This is a genomic window from Paenibacillus sinopodophylli (assembly GCF_005930355.1).
GTDB classification, from domain to species: Bacteria; Bacillota; Bacilli; order Paenibacillales; family Paenibacillaceae; genus Pristimantibacillus; species Pristimantibacillus sinopodophylli.
This window is the reverse complement of record NZ_VDBO01000001.1, coordinates 1,724,110-1,746,913: the sequence shown is the minus strand read 5'-3', so window position 1 is coordinate 1,746,913 and position 22,804 is coordinate 1,724,110. Positions and strand designations below refer to the sequence as shown.

14 protein-coding genes and 1 pseudogene are annotated in these 22,804 nt (G+C 44.4%); 12 read left to right on the top strand and 3 right to left on the bottom strand.

All coding sequences use genetic code 11. The annotated features are described in order from the left end of the window. Window positions 1-169 precede the first annotated feature (169 nt). The 4 genes and pseudogenes from FGT79_RS07950 (at window position 170) to FGT79_RS07935 (ending at window position 2,972) form a co-directional block, all read left to right on the top strand. Window positions 170-919, top strand: a complete 750-nt coding sequence (locus FGT79_RS07950; protein ID WP_138752161.1) for a glycerophosphodiester phosphodiesterase — start codon at window positions 170-172, stop codon at window positions 917-919. A gap of 28 nt (window positions 920-947) precedes the next feature. After that, window positions 948-1,322 (top strand): annotated as a pseudogene (locus tag FGT79_RS07945) (GNAT family N-acetyltransferase); the annotation flags it as partial. Window positions 1,323-1,480: 158 nt separating this feature from the next. Then, window positions 1,481-2,008, top strand: coding sequence for an HAD family hydrolase (locus FGT79_RS07940; RefSeq protein ID WP_138752159.1), 528 nt, complete (start codon window positions 1,481-1,483; stop codon window positions 2,006-2,008). A 460-nt stretch (window positions 2,009-2,468) separates the two neighbouring features. Next, window positions 2,469-2,972, top strand: coding sequence for an MgtC/SapB family protein (locus tag FGT79_RS07935; protein WP_138752158.1), 504 nt, complete (start codon window positions 2,469-2,471; stop codon window positions 2,970-2,972). A 168-nt stretch (window positions 2,973-3,140) separates the two neighbouring features. Here FGT79_RS07935 and FGT79_RS07930 read toward each other — a convergent pair whose 3' ends face one another. Then, complete coding sequence (locus FGT79_RS07930) at window positions 3,141-5,045, bottom strand: AraC family transcriptional regulator (RefSeq protein WP_171056122.1); 1,905 nt, start codon at window positions 5,043-5,045, stop codon at window positions 3,141-3,143. 240 nt (window positions 5,046-5,285) lie between these two features. On the opposite strand from FGT79_RS07930, the gene FGT79_RS07925 reads away from it, so the two are divergent. The 3 genes from FGT79_RS07925 (at window position 5,286) to FGT79_RS07915 (ending at window position 8,307) form a co-directional block, all read left to right on the top strand. Further along, window positions 5,286-6,170, top strand: coding sequence for a nicotianamine synthase family protein (locus tag FGT79_RS07925; RefSeq protein WP_138752156.1), 885 nt, complete (start codon window positions 5,286-5,288; stop codon window positions 6,168-6,170). Between the two features lie 957 nt (window positions 6,171-7,127). Then, on the top strand, window positions 7,128-7,406 hold the full coding sequence (locus FGT79_RS32520) for a hypothetical protein (protein ID WP_484217458.1): 279 nt from the start codon (window positions 7,128-7,130) through the stop codon (window positions 7,404-7,406). 208 nt (window positions 7,407-7,614) lie between these two features. Further along, the gene (locus tag FGT79_RS07915; RefSeq protein WP_138752155.1) at window positions 7,615-8,307 is read left to right on the top strand and encodes a YfjL-like protein; all 693 of its coding nucleotides are present in this window, start codon (window positions 7,615-7,617) and stop codon (window positions 8,305-8,307) included. A gap of 163 nt (window positions 8,308-8,470) precedes the next feature. Here the strand turns inward: FGT79_RS07915 and FGT79_RS07910 are convergent, their stop codons facing one another. Further along, the gene (locus FGT79_RS07910) at window positions 8,471-9,325 is read right to left on the bottom strand and encodes a helix-turn-helix transcriptional regulator (RefSeq protein WP_138752154.1); all 855 of its coding nucleotides are present in this window, start codon (window positions 9,323-9,325) and stop codon (window positions 8,471-8,473) included. A gap of 223 nt (window positions 9,326-9,548) precedes the next feature. Between FGT79_RS07910 and FGT79_RS07905 the strand changes: the two genes are divergently transcribed. After that, the gene (locus FGT79_RS07905) at window positions 9,549-11,567 is read left to right on the top strand and encodes a beta-galactosidase (RefSeq protein ID WP_138752153.1); all 2,019 of its coding nucleotides are present in this window, start codon (window positions 9,549-9,551) and stop codon (window positions 11,565-11,567) included. Between the two features lie 94 nt (window positions 11,568-11,661). Here FGT79_RS07905 and FGT79_RS07900 read toward each other — a convergent pair whose 3' ends face one another. Continuing rightward, on the bottom strand, window positions 11,662-12,528 hold the full coding sequence (locus FGT79_RS07900) for an AraC family transcriptional regulator (RefSeq protein WP_171056121.1): 867 nt from the start codon (window positions 12,526-12,528) through the stop codon (window positions 11,662-11,664). Between the two features lie 74 nt (window positions 12,529-12,602). On the opposite strand from FGT79_RS07900, the gene FGT79_RS07895 reads away from it, so the two are divergent. From FGT79_RS07895 to FGT79_RS07880, 4 genes are all read left to right on the top strand, one after another. Beyond that, entirely contained in the window at window positions 12,603-14,675 is a 2,073-nt protein-coding gene (locus tag FGT79_RS07895) for an alpha-L-rhamnosidase-related protein (protein ID WP_212758521.1), read from the top strand. 168 nt (window positions 14,676-14,843) lie between these two features. Further along, on the top strand, window positions 14,844-19,145 hold the full coding sequence (locus FGT79_RS07890; RefSeq protein ID WP_171056120.1) for an S-layer homology domain-containing protein: 4,302 nt from the start codon (window positions 14,844-14,846) through the stop codon (window positions 19,143-19,145). A 355-nt stretch (window positions 19,146-19,500) separates the two neighbouring features. Then, window positions 19,501-21,249, top strand: a complete 1,749-nt coding sequence (locus tag FGT79_RS07885) for a cache domain-containing sensor histidine kinase (protein ID WP_171056119.1) — start codon at window positions 19,501-19,503, stop codon at window positions 21,247-21,249. Beyond that, window positions 21,242-22,801: a response regulator transcription factor gene (locus FGT79_RS07880; protein WP_171056118.1), complete on the top strand. Its 1,560-nt coding sequence runs from the start codon at window positions 21,242-21,244 to the stop codon at window positions 22,799-22,801. Before FGT79_RS07885 ends, FGT79_RS07880 begins: the two co-directional genes overlap by 8 nt. The last annotated feature ends 3 nt before the right edge of the window (window positions 22,802-22,804 follow it).

The window sequence follows — 22,804 nt, the reverse complement described above, 5'->3', positions numbered from 1 at the left end:
GGGTACATTTTCGTTTATCAGTTGATCTATAATGTACGTGTGCATTATGATGGTGACGACATCACTTCTGTATGGCAGCAAGGGTTTAACCCCTCTTCCTTATTTCAACAAATGAGTGACGTTAGTCTATTTCAGTCGAGCCGCAAGATTAGAAAAGAGGAGAACAGTAATGACATTTCCTTTGGTTACGGCCCATACCGGCTGCATGGGCAAGCTGGACAATACGATCGACTCTGCTTTAGCGGGAATTGCGTTCGGAGCCGATATTGTTGAGGATGATATTCGCGTAACAAGAGATGGTATCCCGGTGCTATTCCATGATGAATTTGTATTGCTGAAGGATGGTACACGTATTCGTATATCTTCATCAACGTACGATGAGCTTAGGCATTTGGATATCGTTCCGGCACATGCGGAAAGCAGTGTATCGATCCGGATCGGAACGTTAGATGAGCTGCTTGCGACCGTTCAGAGCGCAGGCTGCCGTGTGAATCTGGATATTAAAGTGAATGAAGCGATTGCGCGATCAGCGGATGCTGTGCGGAAGTACGGGCTGGAGCAGCGAGCTTTCCTGAGCGGCTGTGACGCGAATAGGGCGCTTGTGGCGAAAGCCGTGGCACCATGGCTTCCGAGGCTGCTTAATGCCGATGCGGAATTGTTCCGAACTCTGCCAAGCTCAGAGGCAGTAAAGCGTACCATCGATACCGCGATGGCCGCCTCCTGCTTCGGAATCAATATTCAGCAACTCTATGTTCAGGAGGAACTGCTCGCATCTGCAAACGAATGCGGATTGTTAATCTATGTGTGGACGGTCGACGAGACAGACCAGATGGCTGCTTTGGCTGATAGGGGCGTTCACTCCATCACGACCCGCCGTGTTGATCTGGCGATGCGGCTTAAGTCGGTTGTTGAAGACTAGAACTTATGGTTTTAAGTTCGGCTATGACATTGAGGAAAACATAGGCGAGCAAGCTCGAAAATTTCCTGTCGTATTAAAGGAAAGCGGAAAAGTATGTGGTCACATTGTTTTTCATAAATATTTTGGTGAGCATACCTATGAAATCGGTTGGGTTTTTGATCCGAGCATTCACAATAAAGGATACGCCTCAGAAGCAGCTGGAGCCATATTGAAATATGGATTTGAGCAAATGAATTTGCATCGTATTATTGCTACATGTCAGCCAGAAAATATTCCATCTTATCGGGTAATGGAGAAGATCGGAATGAGGCGAGAAGGTTATTTTAAGAAATGTATCCCTCATGAGAATGAATGGTGGGATGAATATTACTACGCTATATTGCGGGAAGAGTGGAAACAATAGGGTCTATAAACTTAGGGTTGATTTGCGCGTTGCATCTATGTATCATTAGATTAAGCGCTTTACCTGGTATAAATAGAGCTTGCTTGATCTTTATGAAAGCGTTGTTTCATGATTGCTGAATGCATTGGCAAATTGACATGGGAAAGGTTGTATGACAAATGGACAAAAAATTAATCGTATTTTTGGATAGCGGTGATACGATTATCGATGAATCTACGGAAGTAAGGGACGATGAGGGAATCGTTCTTCACGCAGAACTCATTCCAGGTGCAGATGTCATGGTTAAGACGTTGTACGACAAAGGCTATACACTTGCACTGGTCGCAGACGGCGATGCGCAATCATTCAAAAACGTATTTAAGCAGCATGATCTATACAATTATTTTACAACCATGATCTACTCCGAAACGGTGAAGGCAAGTAAGCCGAGTCCACGAATGTTCAAAGCTGCCGTTGGCGCTTTGGATTTGTCCGAAGCGGATTATCCCCGCATTGTCATGATCGGCAACAATTTGAGCCGCGATATGAAGGGCGCCAATGCACTCGGCATGGTTAGCATCTTCCAAAGCTGGACGACGCGATACTCTCACGAGCCTGCGGACGAGCTGGAGCGACCTACGTTTACAGTACGTGAGCCGCTTGAACTGATTGAACTCATAGATCGACTAAACGCTGAGCTTGTCTAATACGTACAGCAAAGCTGTTTATTGCGAAGTTGAGCCCTTCAAGTTGACTGAAGGGCTATTTCTCTGTCTGCGACAGGCTATAGAACAGCTCAAATTATTCATTGCTCCAACCTCCGGTAAGCGTACCATACTGAAAAATTGGTGAAAGAAGTACCCCAACTGAGCGAATTAAGCTATAATTATTTCACAGCATATCATCTCACGGAGGAATTAAAAGCTTTTAAGCGTTCATCACAAGCTTGTATCGAAGCTTTACTCTAATGGCTTAGAGGGGCCGCTTGCCCAAGCGATGAAGGAGCATCAAATGCAGCTTCAGCTGCATATGGTACAATATAAGCCTAACACACTCCGCTGGACATATGACTTATGGCTATAATGAAGCAAAAAATAATTGAACGAAGCTCTTGCTCGCCGGTCCCCGGTTGAAACGAGGGTGTTTCTGAGTAAATGAGGCGGGTTTATGACACAGTTTATTTCTTTCATTGTTGATTTTTTCACCGAGTTTGAAATGTATTTCCGCATTCTCATTAGTGCCATTCTGGGGCTGTTGATCGGTTTTGACCGTACGCACAAGCATAAGCCTGCTGGTGTGAAGACGTATACGTTCGTCACAGTCGCATCTGCACTGATCACGATTATCTCGATTGAGAGCGTGGCAAGATACGGCCATATGCATGAGCGAACGATGATGGATCCGATGCGCTTGACGGCTCAGATTGTTTCTGGTCTCGGTTTTCTTGGAGCGGGACTTATTATGAAAACAGGCTTCGAGGTGAAGGGGCTAACCTCTGCGGCGATGATACTATTCGCTGGCGGGGTTGGAATCGGCATCGGGGCAGGGTTCTATGGTATCGTCATATTCACAATCGTGACTGCGTTTTTCTTTATTCGGGTAGGCGGTTGGATCGAGAAGAAGGAGCATGATCGGCTTCACGCCAAAGACGATATTGATGTCGTTGAATAAGTCATGCAGTAACAAGAATGCAGAGCTGGTCTTGATTGAAAGTTCCTAATAGGAGTAATCGTACTGCTAGCTAATACAATGTGGATGATCGCAAAACGCCCCGCCTCCTTTATCGGAAGCGGGGCGTTTTGTTTATGCTAGGAGTGAGTGCTTATTGCTTGCAAAGGACTACCGTGGTTTCACAAGCGCAGCTTCCACCAGCTCCAGCGATTTGTTTTTGATATTCGGATAATCCCCAAATACCCATTGCGGCATGATGTGTACATTGCCTTGTTGAACGGCTTTCAGACTGCTCCAAACCGCCGATTGCTTCATCTCAGCCAGCAGCTTCTCGGCATCTTCATCATGGCTGACCGTAGATTTGCCTACTGTCATGAATAGATGATCGGGATTCAGCTCTGGCAGCACTTCCAGCGACAAAGTAGTGTAGCTCTCTTCCTGATTTTCGAGCTGTGCAACATAGGTTAAGCCCAAATCCTTGGTAAGCGTAGCAGCTAGATGTACATTGGGGCTTGCAGCCTGCATATCCTTTTGGAGACGCACAAACAAGAAGGTTTCATTAGGAGCTACATGCCCAGCTATTTTTGCTTTAATGTCTGCCGCTTTATGATCATATTGCTCAAGCCAAGCCGCAGCTTCCGCTTCCTTGCCGATTGTGCTGCCAATGTCTAAGATTTCCTCACGCCAATCCCCATCACCACGAAAGACTAGAACAGGGGCGACCTTGCTTAATTGCTCGTAAACATTCTGCTCGATATGGCGGGCGATAATCAGATCTGGCTCTGTTTCGACAGCCGCTTCGAGATTGATTTTATCTCCTAGAGGCAGAATAGACTCGTTTTGTACCTCTTTCTCCAAATAAGGCAGCACGGTCGATCCACCATAAGTGGTGGTCGCGTATGGTTTAATGCCTAGCGCATATAAAGTATCCAGAATACGGTAGTCTGCTGCAGCGATTTTGCTTGGAATGCCGGTAATTTCCGTTACGCCCATTGCATGCTCGTATTGGACACGCTGTGTTGACGGAGAGGCTGGCGATTCTGCGCCGCAGGCACTAATCATGATCATCATACAAAGCAGCAGCGCTGCAGCAAGTGGTGTTCTAAATTCTTTTGACACGTTGGAATCTCCCTTCTTCACTCGAAACTCGTTGTTAATGGTACGAGATTTAGTATAGGGGAGAGTGGACGAACGCCATATGGACGATTTGAGCCTCTTTATTGGAACATCCGGTAGGCACGATTGTGCAGCCTGCTTCCGAAACTGTCCGGGAACAAGTCCAGTGTGCTTTTTGAATCTTTTTATAAAATAAAACAAGTCGCTATAACCAACGCTTTGGGCGATATGCTGAATTGTTCCATCCGTTTCCAGCAGCAACCTAGCGGCCTTTTCCATACGGACATGGATGAGATAGTCAATCGGGCTGCGTCCCGTCTTGGTTTTGAATTTCTTCGATATATATTGGACGTTGTAATTAAACTCCTGTGCAATACTCTCGAGCGTGATTGCCTCCAGCATATGCTCCTCGATGTAGCGGATCATCTGATCTACAAGGTCGGGCTTGTCGGTCAACATGGAGGGATTATCCAATTGGCGCAAAACCTCATGCATAAACAAATAAAAAATCGATTTCGTTCGAAAGCGGGACAAATCGCCCCCATTCAACCAGGCATCATACATATCACGGGCATGTTGCTGCAGCAGTAACGGATATTCTGGGACAAAGCCAATGGGAGCGGTCATTGTATTGTCCACTGCAGACTCTGATGAAGGAAGAGTATGAAGGTATGATGTAGGATCGCTTTTATACAAAATCAAATAATATTCCATTTGCTCCACACTGTGTATTTGTAGATGAAGACCTTTGCCGCCATGCAGCAAGCAGCTGCGTGCCAGAGTAAAGGTGCTGCCGTTAATCATTGCAGTTCCCTGCCCTCTGCACAGCAGCAGAAAGGCGTTAGCCGGAAGTGGGTAGGAAGGCAGAGCTTCTCCAGGTAGTAAAATAAAGTGTCGAATATCAAATATATGGAAAGATGAATGGACCCAATGCTGGATAAGACGGTGATGATTCATAGGTTCCTCCTGAACGGGCATAGCAAAAGATGTAGTCTTCAGTATATGTGATAATCATTCTCATTTCAATTCATTTTCAGTTCTAAATGGGCGATAGTCTGTGATTGCTATAGGATCATCTAATAATTGCCTATTGAAGCTGATTACGGAATAACTCGTCCGAGCATTCGTCTACAAGTTTGATCATACGAATATATTCTTAGAGTGAAGGTGGATGTGAATGAAGGAGGAATAGAGAAAATGGAGCGTTTTTCAACCGTTACGACTATACATAATGGCGATGATGGTGGCACGACAGACATGGAAAAGGTTAATGGCTTTATCGATTTTATCCGCGAATTAAATGAACTTCTTCATACAGAGGATGACTTATCTCCTGCTAATCACCAGGTGACGCAAATGATTGGACGTCTTTCACAGCAATTGCGCACGTACTATTCTCCCGAGGAAATCAAGGCTGTACTTAGTCATGAATATATGGCAATGAACCAGCGTGTGCTGCAGGATAAGCTGTCAGAAGCCGAATTTCAAGTTGAGCTGGCTGATTCTCGAGCTATTTGCGATGCAGAAGGGCCCGTTCTGGATAACATCACGCGGTTGCCTTATTGGACGATATACATGGCGCTAGTTGGCGAGGAGTTGTCCATGCTTCGCCAGTTGATTCGGGAAGACGGGCAGAGTGAAAATACGCCGATTGTGTTTGTTGGCAGCGGGCCGATGCCGCTGAGTCCTATTATTATGCACCTATTCGGAGATGTGGAGGTCATTTGCCTGGATATCGACCCAGCTGCGTGCGAGGTGTCAAGCTCTTTTCTTGCGAAAATGGGATTAGAGGATAAGGTGAAGGTCGTGATGGAGAATGGATGTGCGTTCGATTACAGCGCTTATAGCCGAATCTTCGTGGCAAGTCTCGTGAGAAATAAGCAGGCAGTGCTTGAGCGTATTAGTTGTACCTCCTCGGAGCCCCTAGTAGCTGTTCGGACAGCTGTTGGGATGAAGCAGATTATGTACGAAGCGATTGATGAATCCCAGTTGAGTGAGCAGAGGTGGAGAATTGTAGGACGAACTTGTCCGGAGGATGGAGTGGTAATTAATTCGACTTTGTTTTTGGAGCGGATTAGCTGAGGGGCCTTATTATTCGCATTAAGCCTGGATAGCACTGAAAAGACGAATTGATAGAAGGTACTGCTCTCCCAAATTGTTAATGGAGCAGTGCCTTTTTCGCTGTATACTAGAAGAATGAGTTGGGGAGTTTAATAACAATTTTCATGAGGAGAGAACAATGAGAATCATATACAGTGTGGCTGTATTTAAAAACATTAAATCAAATAAGCTTTTAATGTTTCCAATGGGATTTGATAAAGATGGAATTAGGATTAGAATAATAAAGCAACGTTTGTTGAGTTTCCGTATACAAACGAGGGTATAGGGAATCTATTAGAAGGTAAATTTGATATTATAATCAGTGAAAATTACACGTTAGACGATTTAAATAAACCTATAATTGAGATTGCTACAGGAGGAAGCTATTCTAGATTTGTAAAGGACAATTTGTCGATTTCTTCTTTGTTTGAACCTAAAGTGGGGTATACTTTTAAACCATTAATGCGAAAGAAGGACGGCTCATACAATTGTTCTTGATTTAATTACGAAAGTCTAGGAAAGTCAATTCCTTTAATAGTAAGGGGCATATCCTTTTGGATATCTAAGGAAGAGGTAGCGAATAGGGTATCCTTATCCATGTGATTGGTCCTTTTAGTGAATTTTGGACGGGAACTACCTGTCATTCCATTGTAAAGGATCTTTTTTATGTCCAGATAACGTAATCACTGAACATATTGAAAATTCCGAGAACATTTATGCAACGCTAGTGGGTCATTTTATTAATGAGGATACGTATGAAGGGGAATTAACGAATCCGCTTAGTTTGAATTTATATACTTATGTGCATAATAATCCGTTGATGATTGTCGATCCGAGCTTCTTGTATCTCTTTGTCATCATCGACTGGTACAGCCGCAAAATCATCGAACATGGGCTCTTGAGCACACTAGAGAAAGCGTTTGTTATGCCTGCCTGAAAGTGGCGTTGGGGCGCTGTCAGCCCGAAATCATGAACAGCGACCAAGGCAGCCATTTTACAGATGCAGATTACCTGGAGCTGCTTAGCGCACACGATGTGAAAGTATCCATGGATGGCAAGGGTCGTGTGCGTGATAACAGTCGCACGGAACGCTTTTTTCGCTCGCTCAAATATGAGGAAATCTACCTGAATGAATACGAAAATCACCGGGTTTTTCTCAGAGCGATTACAACGTATCTACGCTTTTATCATACCGAATGTTCCCATCAAGCGTTTTGATATGCCAAGTCGGATAAAGTCTATGCGCGGGCCGTTAATTAGGGCTCGCTCCCCTATCACAATCAAAGGAGGACATAACTTATTTTCTCTGAAATCGTGTCTTGACAATGGGGGCATTACATATCTTCTTCTAGTTTTCTGGAAACTTTGTTACTGAGTTTGAATGAGTAAGTAAATGCCAGAGAACATTCTTGTGGGAGGCAAGGCAATGAAAAAAAATATATTATGGATAATGACAGTTATTATTATCTTCATGGTTATTTTATTTTGGATTTTTTCCTTATTTTATGGAACTCCGTGGGGAAAGATTAAATTTAAACATGATGCAAACGAATATCTGAAAAAAAATTATTCTCATGAAATGGTTCTTAATTCTGATGTGATATACAGCTTTAAAGAAAATACATATTCAGTTGAAGTTAGTCCAGTAGAATTAAAGGATATAAAATTTGGAGTGTGGCAAAATCCAAATAATAAAAATGAACTTATCGATAATTACTTTATATATTATTGGACTTTTCAAGTAAACAATGAGTTAAGTAAGTATCTTGATTCAACATTTCTAAATGATAAGGTTAGTGGGAAAATAATAATTCAGAATTCATCAGCATACGAAAAAAATGAAAATACTAAAAGTGCCCCACCTAATTATCATGAGATTAAAAAGTATCTGCAAGAAGGTACGTATATATATATTGACATAGATAAAGAAATAAATAAGAGAAATTTGGCGGAAGAGCGCGATTTGATTTATAAAATATTAAATGTTATTAAGAAGAATAACTACCTTTTCAATTATATTTTTGTAGAATATACTAAATCATCTGATATTTATTTTGAATTAGATTACGAAGAATTTAAGCAGATTGAAAATAGTTCAGATATAAGTGGATATATATAAAAGGGTTGAGATAAATGAAAAGCCAGATATGAGTATATGAAGTGCACCCCCTATAATTTCATCGGTTTAATCAGGGGGTTTATCCAATGTCTATCATAGGGGTGCACTTCACTATTCAAGAAGCAGTCAATACTAGACGACCGTTTCTTCCTGCCTCAAATTATTACTCATCCCCAATCCTATGCAAACTTCGAAATTGTACAGGCGTCATCCCCTCTAACTGACGGAAGCATGAGCTAAAGTAGCTAGCCTGCGAGAAGCCTGTTTCCAGTGCGATCTGTTTCACGGATAGTCCCGTTGAAGCAAGAAGGCGCTTCGCTTGGACCAGCCGGGATTCCAATAAGAAATCCGGAAACGATTTACCGAACGTCTGGCCGAATTTGCGACTGAAGTAATGGGTGCTGTATCCAGCAAGAGCTGCGGCTTTCTCGATCGAGAAAGGCTCTTGGCTATGCGATCGAACGTAATTGGCAACGGCCCGAATTTTGTCTGATGCATAATTAAGCGGAACATTTAGTCGATCAGAAGTGTTCAAAAGCCTTGTCAGAAGCTCGTATAAAGTTGAAGCGACGGTGTATTCATCATCAATCTGATAGGCTTCGCCTAACGTCAACAATTTCTCGAGTAAGCTCTCGACGGGTGATAAGTGAGATAAGGAAAATAACCATGGCTCATCAAGGCCTCTGCTGTCTAATAGCTCCTCCAATCGCTCCCCATAGAAATGAACCCACCGAATGCTCCAAGGTTCGCTTGCATCCGAGTAATAGCTTTGTCTCATACCAGGCCCATAGAGAAAGCCTTGCCCCTTCAATAGCTCATAACGCTTACCTTCTGTTGTCACGTATCCTTTGCCATCAAGCACAATATGCAAATTGTAATTGCGGTGGAGATTAAATTCTTTGGTTTGGAATTCACGGTTGACAATATGATCGGGATAATTACTGAAACCGCCTATATAATCCGGGAAGCATACATGTCTGGTGAATAAGGGTTTTGGCAGAAAATTGTGCTCGTTCATAGCAACTCCTTGAATCGCATTATTTTAAATGAATAGTATTATATATACGCTTATCTAATAGGTTAAAAACAAATCTATGACAATATTTTAATACAGGTCGCATCTTTTTGTCATTTATTCATGTCCGCTTGTCTATTAAAATAAGGTTACAGATTCCTTCGAGTATAGGGTGTTGAAGGAACCTATTCAACGATAAACAGGTGAATAAAAGGAGAGCTGAGAGATGCAGCAATTATATTACGGTGTAGCTTACTATGATGAATATATGCCTTATGAGCGGCTTGAGGAAGATATTCGAATGATGAAGGCTGCCGGCATTAATCTCGTCCGCATTGCCGAATCGAGTTGGAGTACGCATGAACCGCAAAATGGCGTCTTTGACTTTTCCAGTGTTGACCGTGTGCTCGATGCGATGCATAAAGCAGATATTCACGTTATTGTCGGAACGCCGACGTATGCTGTGCCGACATGGATGGTGAAAGAGCATCCAGAGGTGCTCGCTGAGACGCCGAGGGGGCCAGGACGCTATGGCGCGAGGCAGATTATGGACATTATAAGCCCAGCGTATCTTTTCTATTCAGAGCGAATTATTCGCAAGCTTATTGCAAGAGTGTGCAGCCATCCTGCCGTAATTGGTTATCAGGTAGATAACGAAACGAAGCATTACGAGACGAGTGGTCCTAACGTACAGCTCCGCTTCGTCAAGTATATGAAGGAGAAATTCGGTACGATAGAGAGGCTGAATAAGGAATTTGGCCTCGATTATTGGAGTAATCGCATTAATAGCTGGGAGGACTTCCCTTCTGTTGTAGGTACAATTAACGGCAGTCTCGGTGCCGAGTTCTCTCGTTTCCAGCGTCAGCTCGTTACTGATTTTCTAGCTTGGCAGGTTTTGATTGTGAATGAGTACAAGCAGCCTGGTCAGTTTGTGACACATAACTTTGATTTTGATTGGCGCGGTCATTCGTTTGGTGTCCAGAAGGATGTCGATCACTTCGAAGCAGCCAAGGCACTCGATATTGCGGGAGTCGATATTTATCATCCATCGCAGGATGAACTGACTGGCAAGGAAATCTCATTTGGCGGGGATTCCACTCGTTCGCTAAAGGGTAAAAATTATTTCGTGCTTGAGACACAAGCGCAGGCGTTCCCGAATTGGACGCCTTATCCAGGTCAGCTTCGTCTACAAGCCTTCAGCCATCTCGCTTCTGGGGCCAATATGGTTGAATATTGGCATTGGCATTCAATTCATAATTCGATTGAAACGTATTGGAAAGGCTTGCTCAGTCATGATCTGGGAACGAATCCAACGTATGAGGAAGCAATGACGATTGGCCGAGATTTCAAGCGCCTATCTGCTAATCTTATTAATCTGAAAAAGGAAAACAAAGTTGCAATGCTTGTCAGTAACGAGGCGTTAACCGCAATCGAATGGTTCAAGCTGCCTGGCGGTGAAGTGCGTTATAATGAAATCGTTCGCGTGCTCTATGATCAGCTGTATGAGATGAATATTGGCTGTGATCTGCTGTATCCAGGCTCGTCCGATAGCTTTGGCAGCTATGGTCTGATTGTGGTACCAGCACTTTATGCGGCTTCGGATGAGCTGCTTGAAAAGCTGAATCAATACGTCGAGAATGGCGGCCATGTTGTCTATACGTTCAAGAGCGGGTTCGCAAATGAACAAATTCAGGTTCGAGCCAGCATGCAACCAGCCATAATTGAGAAAGCGTGCGGCGTTCAATATAGTCAGTTTGTAGAACCTAATGAAGTTTCGCTAAAAGGAAATCCTTTCGACGTTGAAGTGGAGTCTAACCGTGTTAATGTTTGGATGGAGCTGCTTACGCCAACAACGGCTGAGGTGCTTGCTTGGTATGATCATCCGCACTGGGGGAAATATGCAGCTATAACGGAAAACCAATTTGGCCTTGGTACGGCAACCTATATCGGTTACATGCCAAGTCCAGAGGTTGCAGGGAAAGTATTGGAGAGAGCTTGCAAGGCTGCAGGATTAATGGGTGTTGATCAGGAGCTGCGCTTTCCATTGATCGTTAAGAACGGGATAAATGAAGCAGGACGAGCCATTCGTTATTATTTCAACTATTCTAGCAGTCCGAAGTCTTTCACTTACCCACATGGTGGCGGAATCGAACTGTTGTCTGAGCGGAGTATTACTTCCGGCGAATCAATCGAGTTAGATAGCTGGGGATTTGTCATTGTTGAGGAGACCACAACTTCTGTATAACCATTAATAATTAGTTAGCACTACTAGTACAACTCAAAACGAGATGAAGCCTGATAGATCAAGCTCTTAGATCTATCAGGCTGTTTTGCGTCCATTAGGTGAAAGAAGCTTTACGATACTCTGTCGGGGTGAGGCCAACCGTTTTTTTGAATGCGGAGTTAAATGAGTCAATACTGCGATAACCGACCGCATCCGCAATCACGTTTATTTTAAGTCCGCTGCTGCGCAGCAGTTCACAGCTTTTCTGTATACGAAGATTTTGGAGAAAGGAACCAAAGGTTTGTCCGGTATGTTTGAGGAAAAGGCGCTGGAGATGTCTTTCGCTCCAGCCTGCAAAGCGGGATAGCCCCGACAGCGTTATTGCCTGATTAAAGTGTTGATCCAAATAATAAATGACATCATTAAAGTCAGCAGATTCATGTGTTAACGGATTCTTATCGCCATATCTCCGCCTATAAACCGTGACGATGAGCTGGCTTAATAGCGTATATAACATCGTTTTGGAGCCGGTATCTCGCACGGACATTTCACGATACAGCTTCTGCATGATGATTTCGATAGACCCATCCCGGTCGTAGACTGAAAAGTAGGACATGGTATTGTTTCCTAGGCTGAACAAATGCTCTTGAACAGGCTGCTCTTGCAGGCTGGATAGCTCGGTCGCCAGATGAGTGTCGAACAAGCAATTGTACACAATAGGAGGTTTACTGGAACGCTCGGAGGTAGACGGCCTGAATACATGAGCGACACCAATCGGGATGATAAATAGCCAGCCTTTGTGAATGGGGAACGTCTCTTGCTCAATATGGTGAAAGCCACTCCCCTCGGCAACATAACAATACTCGATAAAATCATGCTCATGGTATGGAACCATGAAGTCCTCGGTATATCGGTTTACCCACATATGCAGATTGTTCGGGAGAAAAATATGACTGCTGAACACTTGGTGTTTGCGATCCATCGAATCATTCCTCGTATCGTTAGTACGAATAGTATAGCTTAACTTCATGCAGATGTCCTTATTGAAGGGATTAAATGTCTATATTAAAGGGAAACGTACGGCTTGCAATTGATATAATGGCTGTATTAAACAATTTCCGCTCTCAGCAGGAGCTGCGAAAGGATGAGGACGATTTGAACAAAAAACCTGTGTGGATTTGGTATCCTGGCGATTTCGAAATCTTTCATCATTTGCTGCTAAACACTAGGCGCGAAGAACGCCATCATTACTGGCCGGCCTTTTGGCGATTGGACGACTGCTATCACAATGTGCGTTTTCGTAAACAGGTGCATTGCGACAATTCGGAGGAAATGACCGTATATGCCCATGGTATCGGACACGTGATGGTCGATGGGCGGAAGCTCCCCTTCGGCAACCCTGTTACTCTAACGCCTGGCGAGCATGAGATTATCATAAGTATTGCCCGTACGGACGGATTGCCATGTGTCTATGTGGATGGGGATCAAAGTGCCAGCGACTCGACTTGGGAGGCAAATAATTTCAGCTTCGACTGGCTTCCTGCCGGTTGTAACGAGCTGTATCTGAATAAAGAAGATGACCCTAACCTATTTGCATTTCATTATGAGGAAATAAAGCCTGTATCGATAGAGACAAGAGTGGACGGCATTCTGTACGACTACGGACAAGAGACCTTTGCAGCTTTATCATTCGAGCAATTGCAGTCGCCTAACGAGATTTTGCTATTTTACGGAGAATCAATCGAAGAGGCATTAGATACGGAGCACAGTATTTTAATTGATTCGGTTCCTGCGGGTAGCGATGCCTATCGCTGTCCTCCACGGGCATTCCGGTATGTGTTTATTCAGGGGGCAGAGACGGAGCTATTCAAGCTGACCGCTTGGTATGAGTTTTTGCCATTTGATCAAAAAGGAAGCTTCACTTGCTCGAATGAGATGGTCAATCGAATATGGAATACGGCAGAATATACGTTTCACTTGAACAGTCGGGAGTTCTTCCTAGATGGAATCAAACGAGATCGTTGGGTGTGGTCCGGTGACGCTTACCAAAGCTACTTGATCAACAACTACCTTTATTTTGATACGGATATTACGAAGCGGACAATTATTGCATTGCGCGGCAAAGACCCGATTGTGAAGCATATCAATACGATTCTTGACTACTCCTTCTACTGGATTATGAGTATTGAGGCGTATTATCAAGCAACGAAGGACATGGACTTTATTACCTTTATCTACCCGCGAATGAAATCCATGATGGATTATTGTATCTCGCTTGCGGACGCGGACGGTTTCATCCGAGGCAGAGAGGGAGATTGGGTCTTCATCGACTGGGCGGAAATCGACAAAACCGGTGCCGTGAGTGCTGAACAAATGCTGTTCGCGGAGAGCTTGAAGGCGACATGGGCATGCGGCGAACGGCTTGGCCTTGGCGAAGAACGTTATATGAAGCGTTATGATGAATTGAAAGAAAAAATTATAACATCCTTCTGGGACGAAGAGCGGGGAGCGTATATAGACAGCTCTGAATCGGGCAAACGCAACGTTACCCGTCATGCCAACATATTCGCGCTGCTGTGGGGATATGCGGATAAGGAGCAGCGGGAGAGTATTATCGCAAACGTGATGCTCAACGATGCCGTGCCTCAGATCAGTACGCCTTATTTCAAGTTTTATGAGCTGGAGGTTATGTGCAATATCGGCCATCTTGCGTATGTCACCGATCAGATCGAGCAATATTGGGGCGGCATGCTTCAGCTTGGGGCGACTACATTCTGGGAGGAGTATAATCCCGAAGTAACCGATCTTGAGCGTTATGGCATGTATGGTGATCGTTATGGCAAAAGCTTATGTCATGCATGGGGAGCGAGTCCGATCTATTTGCTAGGGCGGTATTATTTAGGTGTGTATTCTACCTCAGCAGGATACGACACCTTCGTTGTAGAGCCTCAGCTTGGCGGATTAGAATGGATTAAAGGAACCGTTCCGTTAAACAAGGGAACGGTATCCGTTGAGCTTTCGAAACAAACCTTGCAGATCGTCACGAATCAAGCGGGAGGAACCGTACGTATTCATGGGAGGGAGTATCCGCTCACGAAAGATATTCCCTTTGAGTTGAGCCTAAACTGAGCCATTTTATGGAATTGCCGAATAGCGACCTGCCACTTACCCTCTTATTGTTAAGAGGGTTTTGTGCGTTATAATTACATGGCTTAGTCGAAGTTTGTCATTTTCTCGTCATTGGTGTCTGTTATGCTTATTCGCGCTAGGAGCAGACATCATAGAGGAGGAATTGTATTGAGTTATACGTTTAAAAGAGCAGTATCCAGCATGCTAGCTATGTTACTGTTGCTAGGTGGGTTTAGCGGGCTGTTTGTTGGAGGAGACAAAGCGCATGCAGCAGTATTTGCTGGGGGGACAGGTACGGCAAACGACCCTTATCTAATTGCAACGGCAGCTCAGCTTGACGAGGTCAGAAATTATTTGGATTGGGGTCTCTATTTTGAACAGACCGCAGAGATTGATTTAAGTGCATACGCGAACTGGAATCCGATTGGGTATCATACATTCAATGGTTATGGGTATGATGATAAAAGGTTTCAAGGAAACTATGACGGTAATGGGTTTAAAATTAAAAATTTAAAAATAGATAGAGATGCAAATCAGGTGGGGTTGTTCGGAATTATACAAGGTGGTTCCTTGAGCAATATGATTCTGGAGAACGTGAATGTTAAAGGTCAGAAAAGTGATCAAACGGGTAGTGCTGTTGGTGCCCTGGTTGGAAATAACTACGGGTCAACGATTCGTAATAGTCATGTAACCGGAACAGGCGTTGTCACTGGCGCAGGTCCTGCTAGTCAAGTAGCTGGACTAGCAGGAGTAAACACTGGAACCATAGTAGACAGTTACACGACCATTAATGTAACGGGACTCGGTTTTGTAGCAGGGCTGGTAGGACAAAACCAAGGTACCATTAGCCAAAGCTATGCGACTGGAAATATAACAGGAACAGCGGATTATGTAGGCGGTTTAGTTGCCTATAATATGGAAGGACCGATTAGAAACAGCTATGCGACGGGAAGTGTGACAGGTGTAAATAATGTAGGTGGTTTGGCTGGAATTAATAACGGTTATTTTGGCGGGACCGTCGCGAGCAGCTACTCCACAGGCGTAGTAACCGGAACTGGATTTGATGTTGGTGGCTTGCTGGGAATTTATGCTGGAACGGGATCTGCATCTTTCAGCGGCAGCTTTTATAACAGCACAACATCAGGGAAATCGGATACGGGAAAAGGTGATCCTAGAACAACCGCCCAGATGCAGGATGCAGCCACATTCGGCAGCTGGGATCCTTCGGTTTGGTATTTTGTTGCTGGTCAATACCCGCAACTATGGAAGGGTGCGTTGACGCAAGGAACGGATGGCGGTACAACAAAGCTGAGTTATTTTGACAATGGCATGGAGTATTCGACGGATGGTAGTACCTACACGCCTTTCACAGGTACTTCAGATGATATTAGTGCAAGTATCAACGATATTATTACGGTACGGTTAACAGCCAATCATTCGGTATCAAAAACATGGACGGTAAGCAGTGCGGACATCAAGCCAGCGGCGGCACCAGAAGCAAGCCTGGTAGCTGGAACGAATCCGAGTACAACGAAGTTAATCGATATGACAGATGAGCTGGAGTATAAAATTAATGAGGGCTCATACGCAGCGGTTAATGCTGATGAAACAAGCGTGGACAATATTTCTGTCAGCGCAGGAGATCAGATTTATGTACGAACAGCGGAAACAAGCGATCAACCGGCATCTTACGAACAAGTATTGAATGTTATTGCAGAGAATATCAAGCTCGTCACCATTACTAGCTCTGAGATTAATGGAGTAACGGTGCCAGCAGCAGGTGAAACACCGGTAGCAACATTAGCGGATACGACCGAGTACTCAGCAACGATTGCTTGGTTACCTGCACATAGCACATTTGCTACGAATACAGCTTATACAGCAACCATAACGATTACGCCGAAGAATGGATATACAGTAACAGGCGTAACGGAGGATTTATTCGAAGTCTATGGAGCAACAGCATCGAATGATGCGGATGCAGGCATTATTACAGCACTGTTCCCAGCAACAGATGCCACAGTTGCTGCAGCCATTACTGGAGTAACGGTGCCCGTAGCAGGAGCGACGCCAGTAACTGAGCTGGACGCACCAGCTTACACAGCAACGGTTAACTGGTCACCAGTTCATACAACCTTTGCTCCTAGCACAGCGTATACAGCTACTGTCTCTCTTACTCCGAAAGAAGGATACACATTAATTGGTGTAACCGATGACTACTATACGGTTGCTGGAGCACAAGCATCCAATGAAGCGGGTTCAGGTGGTTTAACAGCAGCATTCCCAGCAACAGCTGCGACCATTACAACGGCAACCATTGCTGGCATAACGGTTCCAGAGGCGGGAGCTGTACCTGTAACAACTTTGACAGATACAAGTGAATACACAGCAACGATTGCCTGGTCACCTGTTTCTGTCACTTTCTCGACCTATACAGCTTATACGGCAACCATTACTGTTTCACCAAAAGAAGGCTATACATTAACTGGCGTAGCGGAAGACTTCTTTACTGTAGCTGGAGCAATAACGACAACTAGTGCTGCGGATTCGGGTGTTGTTACGGCGGTATTCCCAGCAACAGCTGCGACAATCACAACGTCAGCCATTGCTGGTGTTACTGTACCAGTAACAGGAGAAACACCAGTAGCTGAGCTGCCGGAAACGGATGATTATACAGCGACGATTACTTGGTTGCCTGCAGGCAGTACATTTGCTGGCAATACTGCATATACAGCAGCCATAACAATCACGCCTAAACCAGGGCGTACATTAACAGGTGTGGATGAAGACTTCTATACCGTACAAGGAGCGACATCCACAACAAATAATGTGGAGACAGGCGTTGTTACAGCGGTATTTCCAGCAACAGCGACCGTTATTTCTGCAACAGCGATCACAGGTGTAACGGCACCTGTATACGGCGAAATTCCCGTAACGACTCTAGTGGAAACAACAGCGTACACAGCCGCAATTAATTGGTCGCCGGAAGCTGTACAATATGCGCCAAATACAGCTTATACAGCAACGATTACGATTACACCAAAGGCTGGATACACATTAACAGGTGTGGAAGCGAACAGCTTTACTGTAGCTGGAGCAACAGCAACTCATGCAGCGAATACAGGCGTTGTAACAGCGGTATTCCCAGCAACTGCACCGGCGAGTACGGCGGCAACGCTGACATCGACTATAGGTACAGTGAGCATAGGTGGAACTGCCAATGAAACGATTACGGGCATACCATTCGGAACGACGTTAACTGCTGTTGTGAATGCAATTACGCCAGCAGCACAAGCATCGTTCGGAGTGTTTGAAGCTGATGGGACAACTGTAGCAACAGCTTTGGCAACGGGTATAAAGGTAATCGTCACAGCACAAGATGGAATTACGAAGGTTACGTATGTAGTGACAGTGAATGCTGCACCGCCAACAGACGGTCCATCACCGACACCTGTAACGGTACCAACGACACCATCATCAACAGCTGTCACAACACCAAAACCGATTGAAACCGTCACATCTACAAATGGTTCAATTACAGTCCCAGCTGGCAGTGCAGGCAAAGTTAGCTTAGGCGATGACGCATCAATTGCTATTCCTGAGGATGCGACAGGCAAAGAACTGAAAGTTACGATTGAGAAAGTACAGAATACGCAGAGCTTGCTAACGAAGGAAGAGATTCTGCTAAGCTCCGTTTTCGAAATACTGAAAAACTTTTCAGAGAACTTCAATAAGCCGGTTTCGCTGAGCCTCGTCTTCAATCCGACAAGCCTAACGAATAACCAAAGAGCTGCTATATTCTACTATGACGAAGTGAAAAAGATATGGGTTGAGGTCATAGGCAGCAAAGTAAGCGGCAATACAATTACCGTAACGGTTAATCACTTTACGAAGTTTGCGGTACTCGCTGTGGATACTAATGCAGTGAACGTTAGCTTTAGCGATATTTCTGGACATTGGGCAGAGGCAAATATTAAGCAAGCGGTTAGCAGCGGTATCGTGAATGGCTACCTAGATGGTACGTTTAAACCGAGTGAAATTGTAACGCGCGCAGAATTTGTTGTGATGCTGATGAACATGCTGAAGCCACAGGTTGAAGGAAAGGCTTTGACTTTCACGGATACAGCAAGTATTGGGGCATGGGCTCAGCAAGCAGTTGGACAAGCTCTGCAAGCAGGTATTATTAACGGTTACGAGGATGGAAGCTTCCGTCCGAACGCACAAATTACACGTGCCGAGATGGCAGCAATGGTCGCGATCGCATTAAGTCACGCTAGTGAAGCGAATGCGATAACTGGATTTGCTGATGATGAAAGCATTCCGACATGGGCGATCGGCAGTATTGCTTTCATGAAGCAGTCAGGTCTAATGCAAGGAAAAGGCAATAATGAATTTGCCCCTAAAGACCTTGCAACAAGAGCTGAGGCAGTGACGGTTCTGCTGAAAGTATTGGCACAGGAAACGAAATAATACAGTGTTGATACTCAGGTTGGGGAACATCTCATAATGGCAAAGAAATGAACTGAAACCATTGTGGTCCATTGCTAAAATAGCGCCACAGGCACTTACGCCTGCGGCGCTATTTGTCGTCTATGATTAACTAATATGTTCTTCAATAAGTGATGGGTCAGTGCATGTCATCCAAGGATGGCTGCATTGACAAGCTTCGCATTACGATATCATACTGAATGAACAAATAAGCGGAAGTTCTTAATGAAAGCGCTACCTACTCTGGTGAGGTTTAAACATACGAACGAAAATTAAAATTCGGGACGATAAACATCAGAAGGCAAAAGGAATAATGGATGAACTTAAGGAGGGCCATATGCTCAAAATGGTAAACAGAATGAAAATAAAGCATAAATTAATTCTCATTATGCTGCTCCTCACTGGAATCGTGTGCGCTGGCTTCGTTGTCGCTATGACGCTATCGTTCAAAACTTACGATGAAATGCTGTATGATCACGCCTCACGGGCGATGAATTTATCGGTGTCGGGAATCGAGAATGAGATCGGAAATATTGAGAAGCTATCCGTGAACATGGCGCTTGATTCTCGTATTCAGGAGCAGCTAATCAATATAAGGGGAGTATTATCGTCTTATGAACGTGTAAGAAGAATGACGGATTTCAAGAGCAAAGTTCTTCAATACATGTTAACGGAGAAGAGCATTTCTTCCATCCGCTTTCTAAATACAGAAGGGTACAACTTTTTTGTCGGACAAAATAACGTAACGAACGACGAGAAGTTAGTGCAGGACATCGTTGACAAGGCCCATCTCAGGGAGGGCGCAGGTGTATGGATTGAATCAGGGGATGACTTAATCTCAGCCAGAGAAATCCGTTCCATATTTGATCCGATTCTGGAACCGCTCGGTACACTTATTTTTCGCGTCGATTACGACGGTTTGGTCGAAAGGCATTTCCGGCCGACAATGAACCAGTCTGCACAATTGTTTGTCATTTCGAATTCAGGGGTGCTGTATCGTCCCAATGGGGAAGCGTTCAAGAGCTTTTCGATTGAATCGGTTCAGTTCCCTGAAGAACAAGGGTTTCTTCTTGAAAAAATCGAGGGCAAAACCTATTTCTTAGCCTATACGCGATCATCCTCTACGGGGTGGAAGTACATTAGTCTTACTCCTTACGATGATATTTTCCAAAAGAAAAGGGCTGTGCGCAATACGATTATTACTATTGTAGTAATCATGGTAGCCGTGGCATCCGTAATAAGCTACATGTTCGCGCGAACATTGACTAGACCAATCGTTTTATTAACAAATCAGATGCGGAATGTGGAGAAAGGCGATTGGAGCGTATCGACCCTTGAGACTAATTCTGTCCCGCGAATGGATGAGATCGGCTATTTGCACAAAAGATTTCAAAACATGGTTCGAAATATTGAACAGCTTATCGATGAAAACTATAAAAAACAGATCGTAATAAAAGACACGGAATATCGAGCGTTACAAGCGCAAATTAATCCGCACTTTCTTTATAATACGTTAAGCTCCATTAACTGGATGGCGAGATCGAATAATGACGAGATTATATCGACGATGGTTGAGTCGCTAAGCCGAATATTCCGGGTTTCCATAGACGATAAACGGACGATGGTTACGATCAGAGAGGAACTCGAGCTAATCGAAGGCTACATGTATATTCAGAAGGTGCGTTATGCGGACAAAATCGAATTTGTAGTAGACGTTCCGGAAGAGGTTATGGCATCTCAGATACCCAAGTTTACGCTGCAGCCTATTGTCGAAAATGCGATTCATCATGCAGTTGACCAAATGATCGATGTATGTCGAATTGCGATAAAAGCGGAAATCGACGAAGAAAATCAGGAATTGACCTTTATTATTTCGGATACCGGTCCTGGGATGGATATGACTTTCTTAGAAGCTCTGCGACAATTTAACGTCGAAGCGAAAGGAACGGGAATCGGCTTGAAAAATATATATGACCGATTGCAGATTATTTACGGAGAGCGTTACCATTTTGAAATCGAGAGTGCTCTGTCGGAAGGGACAAGCATTCGAATTACGATACCAAAAGGAGAAGACAGCTATGTATAAAGTGTTGATCGTAGATGATGAGAAGCTTGCAAGAGAAAGTATCGCGAAGTTGATCGTATGGGAAAGCTACGGTTTTGAATTGTTAGGCACTGCTAGCAATGGGGAGGAAGCGCTGAACCGCTTGCGACAGGAGCCCGCTGATATTGTCATCACCGACATCCGAATGCCGCTTATGGATGGACTGCGTTTGATTGAACTGCTGAAGGAGGAGTCTCCACGAACCGAATACATTGTGTTATCTGGGTATGGGGATTATGACTATACAAGTGTAGCCATGACGCATGGTGTAAAGCATTATCTTCTAAAGCCGTCTAACGAGGTGAAAATCTTGGAAGTGCTCCAGCAAGTCGTTGTAGAGCTGGAAGAAAGAGCAGAGCAACAGCAATTTTATGAACGGCTGCAAAGCGATTTCAGCAAGGTGCTGCCTCATGTGAAGGACCAACTGCTGCGGGATATTGTCCTAACGGGTATTTACAATAAGCAGGACTGCGACTACTTTATGGATTTGTTCATGATAAGGCAGCAAATGTTTAAACTGCTGCTGTTTACATTTCAAGAAACAACCGAGTATTTCCAGAAATTTGCCCTTAAAAATATTGCGGAAGAAGTGTTCGAGGCAGGTGGTGCGTATTTGACGACTATCGTTCAAGACCACGTATTGCTGCTCGTCAGCTCTGATGATTTTTTGCCGTTATCAGAGAAGGTTAAGCTGGTACAACGAATATACAAAGCTTATTACAAGCTTGAATTGATTGTCGCGATTAGCGATGAAGGCGGTTTCTATAACATTCGCCCTATGTATGAGCGTGTGAAGCATTGTTTGAGTTTGGGATCTGCCTTCCAGGAGGGATACATTGTTACGCCGCAGGATGTGTTGACCGCCGGGAGAAGTCTTCCGGTAGATTCGGCCATCTTGTCGGAACGGCTGACATCAGCCGTTCAATCAGGGCGCTTAGACTTGGTTGAAGATACGATACAACATGCTATTCGTTCCTTTGAGACGGGTCTTTTTGATCGGAAAGAAGCCAAGCATTTTTGCCTGGATCTGTTTCTAACTGTGATTAGGCAAACGGAGGAAGGACTGGATGAATTCGTCCCGAAAATTCCTATTTTGTATGAGATAGCATCCTTGCGAGGGGCATTTCAGTTTCTAGAGGAAACGGCCATTGAGCTGGCCAAACGAAATTCAGGACTAGCGGCGAAGAAGCAAAATGATCTGATCGATTCTGTTTTGCAAATCGTTGGCGAAAATGTAAGTAACCCGGAATTGTCCTTAAAGTGGATTGCGAACGAGCTTCTGTATGTCAACGTGGACTATCTGGGGAAGCTGTTCGCGAAGCGGATGGAAAACAAATTTTCCAACTATCTCGTTCAATTGCGAATGGAGCTTGCCAAAAAATATATGGAGCAGGAAAACGAGCTAAGGATATACGACATTGCCGTTATAGCAGGTTATCCTGAAGACGCACAGTATTTCAGCAAAGTGTTCAAGAAATATACGGGAATGACGCCAACTGAATATGTAGGAGCCAACAGGCGAAATACGAATTAAATC

What these genes read in the sequence shown, in the direction of transcription:
- FGT79_RS07950 (WP_138752161.1), top strand. Translation starts at nt 170, where the DNA reads ATGACATTTCCTTTGGTTACGGCCCATACCGGCTGCATGGGCAAGCTG.
- FGT79_RS07940 (WP_138752159.1), top strand. Translation starts at nt 1,481, where the DNA reads ATGGACAAAAAATTAATCGTATTTTTGGATAGCGGTGATACGATTATC.
- FGT79_RS07935 (WP_138752158.1), top strand. Translation starts at nt 2,469, where the DNA reads ATGACACAGTTTATTTCTTTCATTGTTGATTTTTTCACCGAGTTTGAA.
- FGT79_RS07930 (WP_171056122.1), bottom strand. Translation starts at nt 5,045, where the DNA reads ATGAATCATCACCGTCTTATCCAGCATTGGGTCCATTCATCTTTCCAT.
- FGT79_RS07925 (WP_138752156.1), top strand. Translation starts at nt 5,286, where the DNA reads ATGGAGCGTTTTTCAACCGTTACGACTATACATAATGGCGATGATGGT.
- FGT79_RS07915 (WP_138752155.1), top strand. Translation starts at nt 7,615, where the DNA reads ATGAAAAAAAATATATTATGGATAATGACAGTTATTATTATCTTCATG.
- FGT79_RS07910 (WP_138752154.1), bottom strand. Translation starts at nt 9,325, where the DNA reads ATGAACGAGCACAATTTTCTGCCAAAACCCTTATTCACCAGACATGTA.
- FGT79_RS07905 (WP_138752153.1), top strand. Translation starts at nt 9,549, where the DNA reads ATGCAGCAATTATATTACGGTGTAGCTTACTATGATGAATATATGCCT.
- FGT79_RS07900 (WP_171056121.1), bottom strand. Translation starts at nt 12,528, where the DNA reads ATGGATCGCAAACACCAAGTGTTCAGCAGTCATATTTTTCTCCCGAAC.
- FGT79_RS07895 (WP_212758521.1), top strand. Translation starts at nt 12,603, where the DNA reads ATGTCTATATTAAAGGGAAACGTACGGCTTGCAATTGATATAATGGCT.
- FGT79_RS07885 (WP_171056119.1), top strand. Translation starts at nt 19,501, where the DNA reads ATGCTCAAAATGGTAAACAGAATGAAAATAAAGCATAAATTAATTCTC.
- FGT79_RS07880 (WP_171056118.1), top strand. Translation starts at nt 21,242, where the DNA reads ATGTATAAAGTGTTGATCGTAGATGATGAGAAGCTTGCAAGAGAAAGT.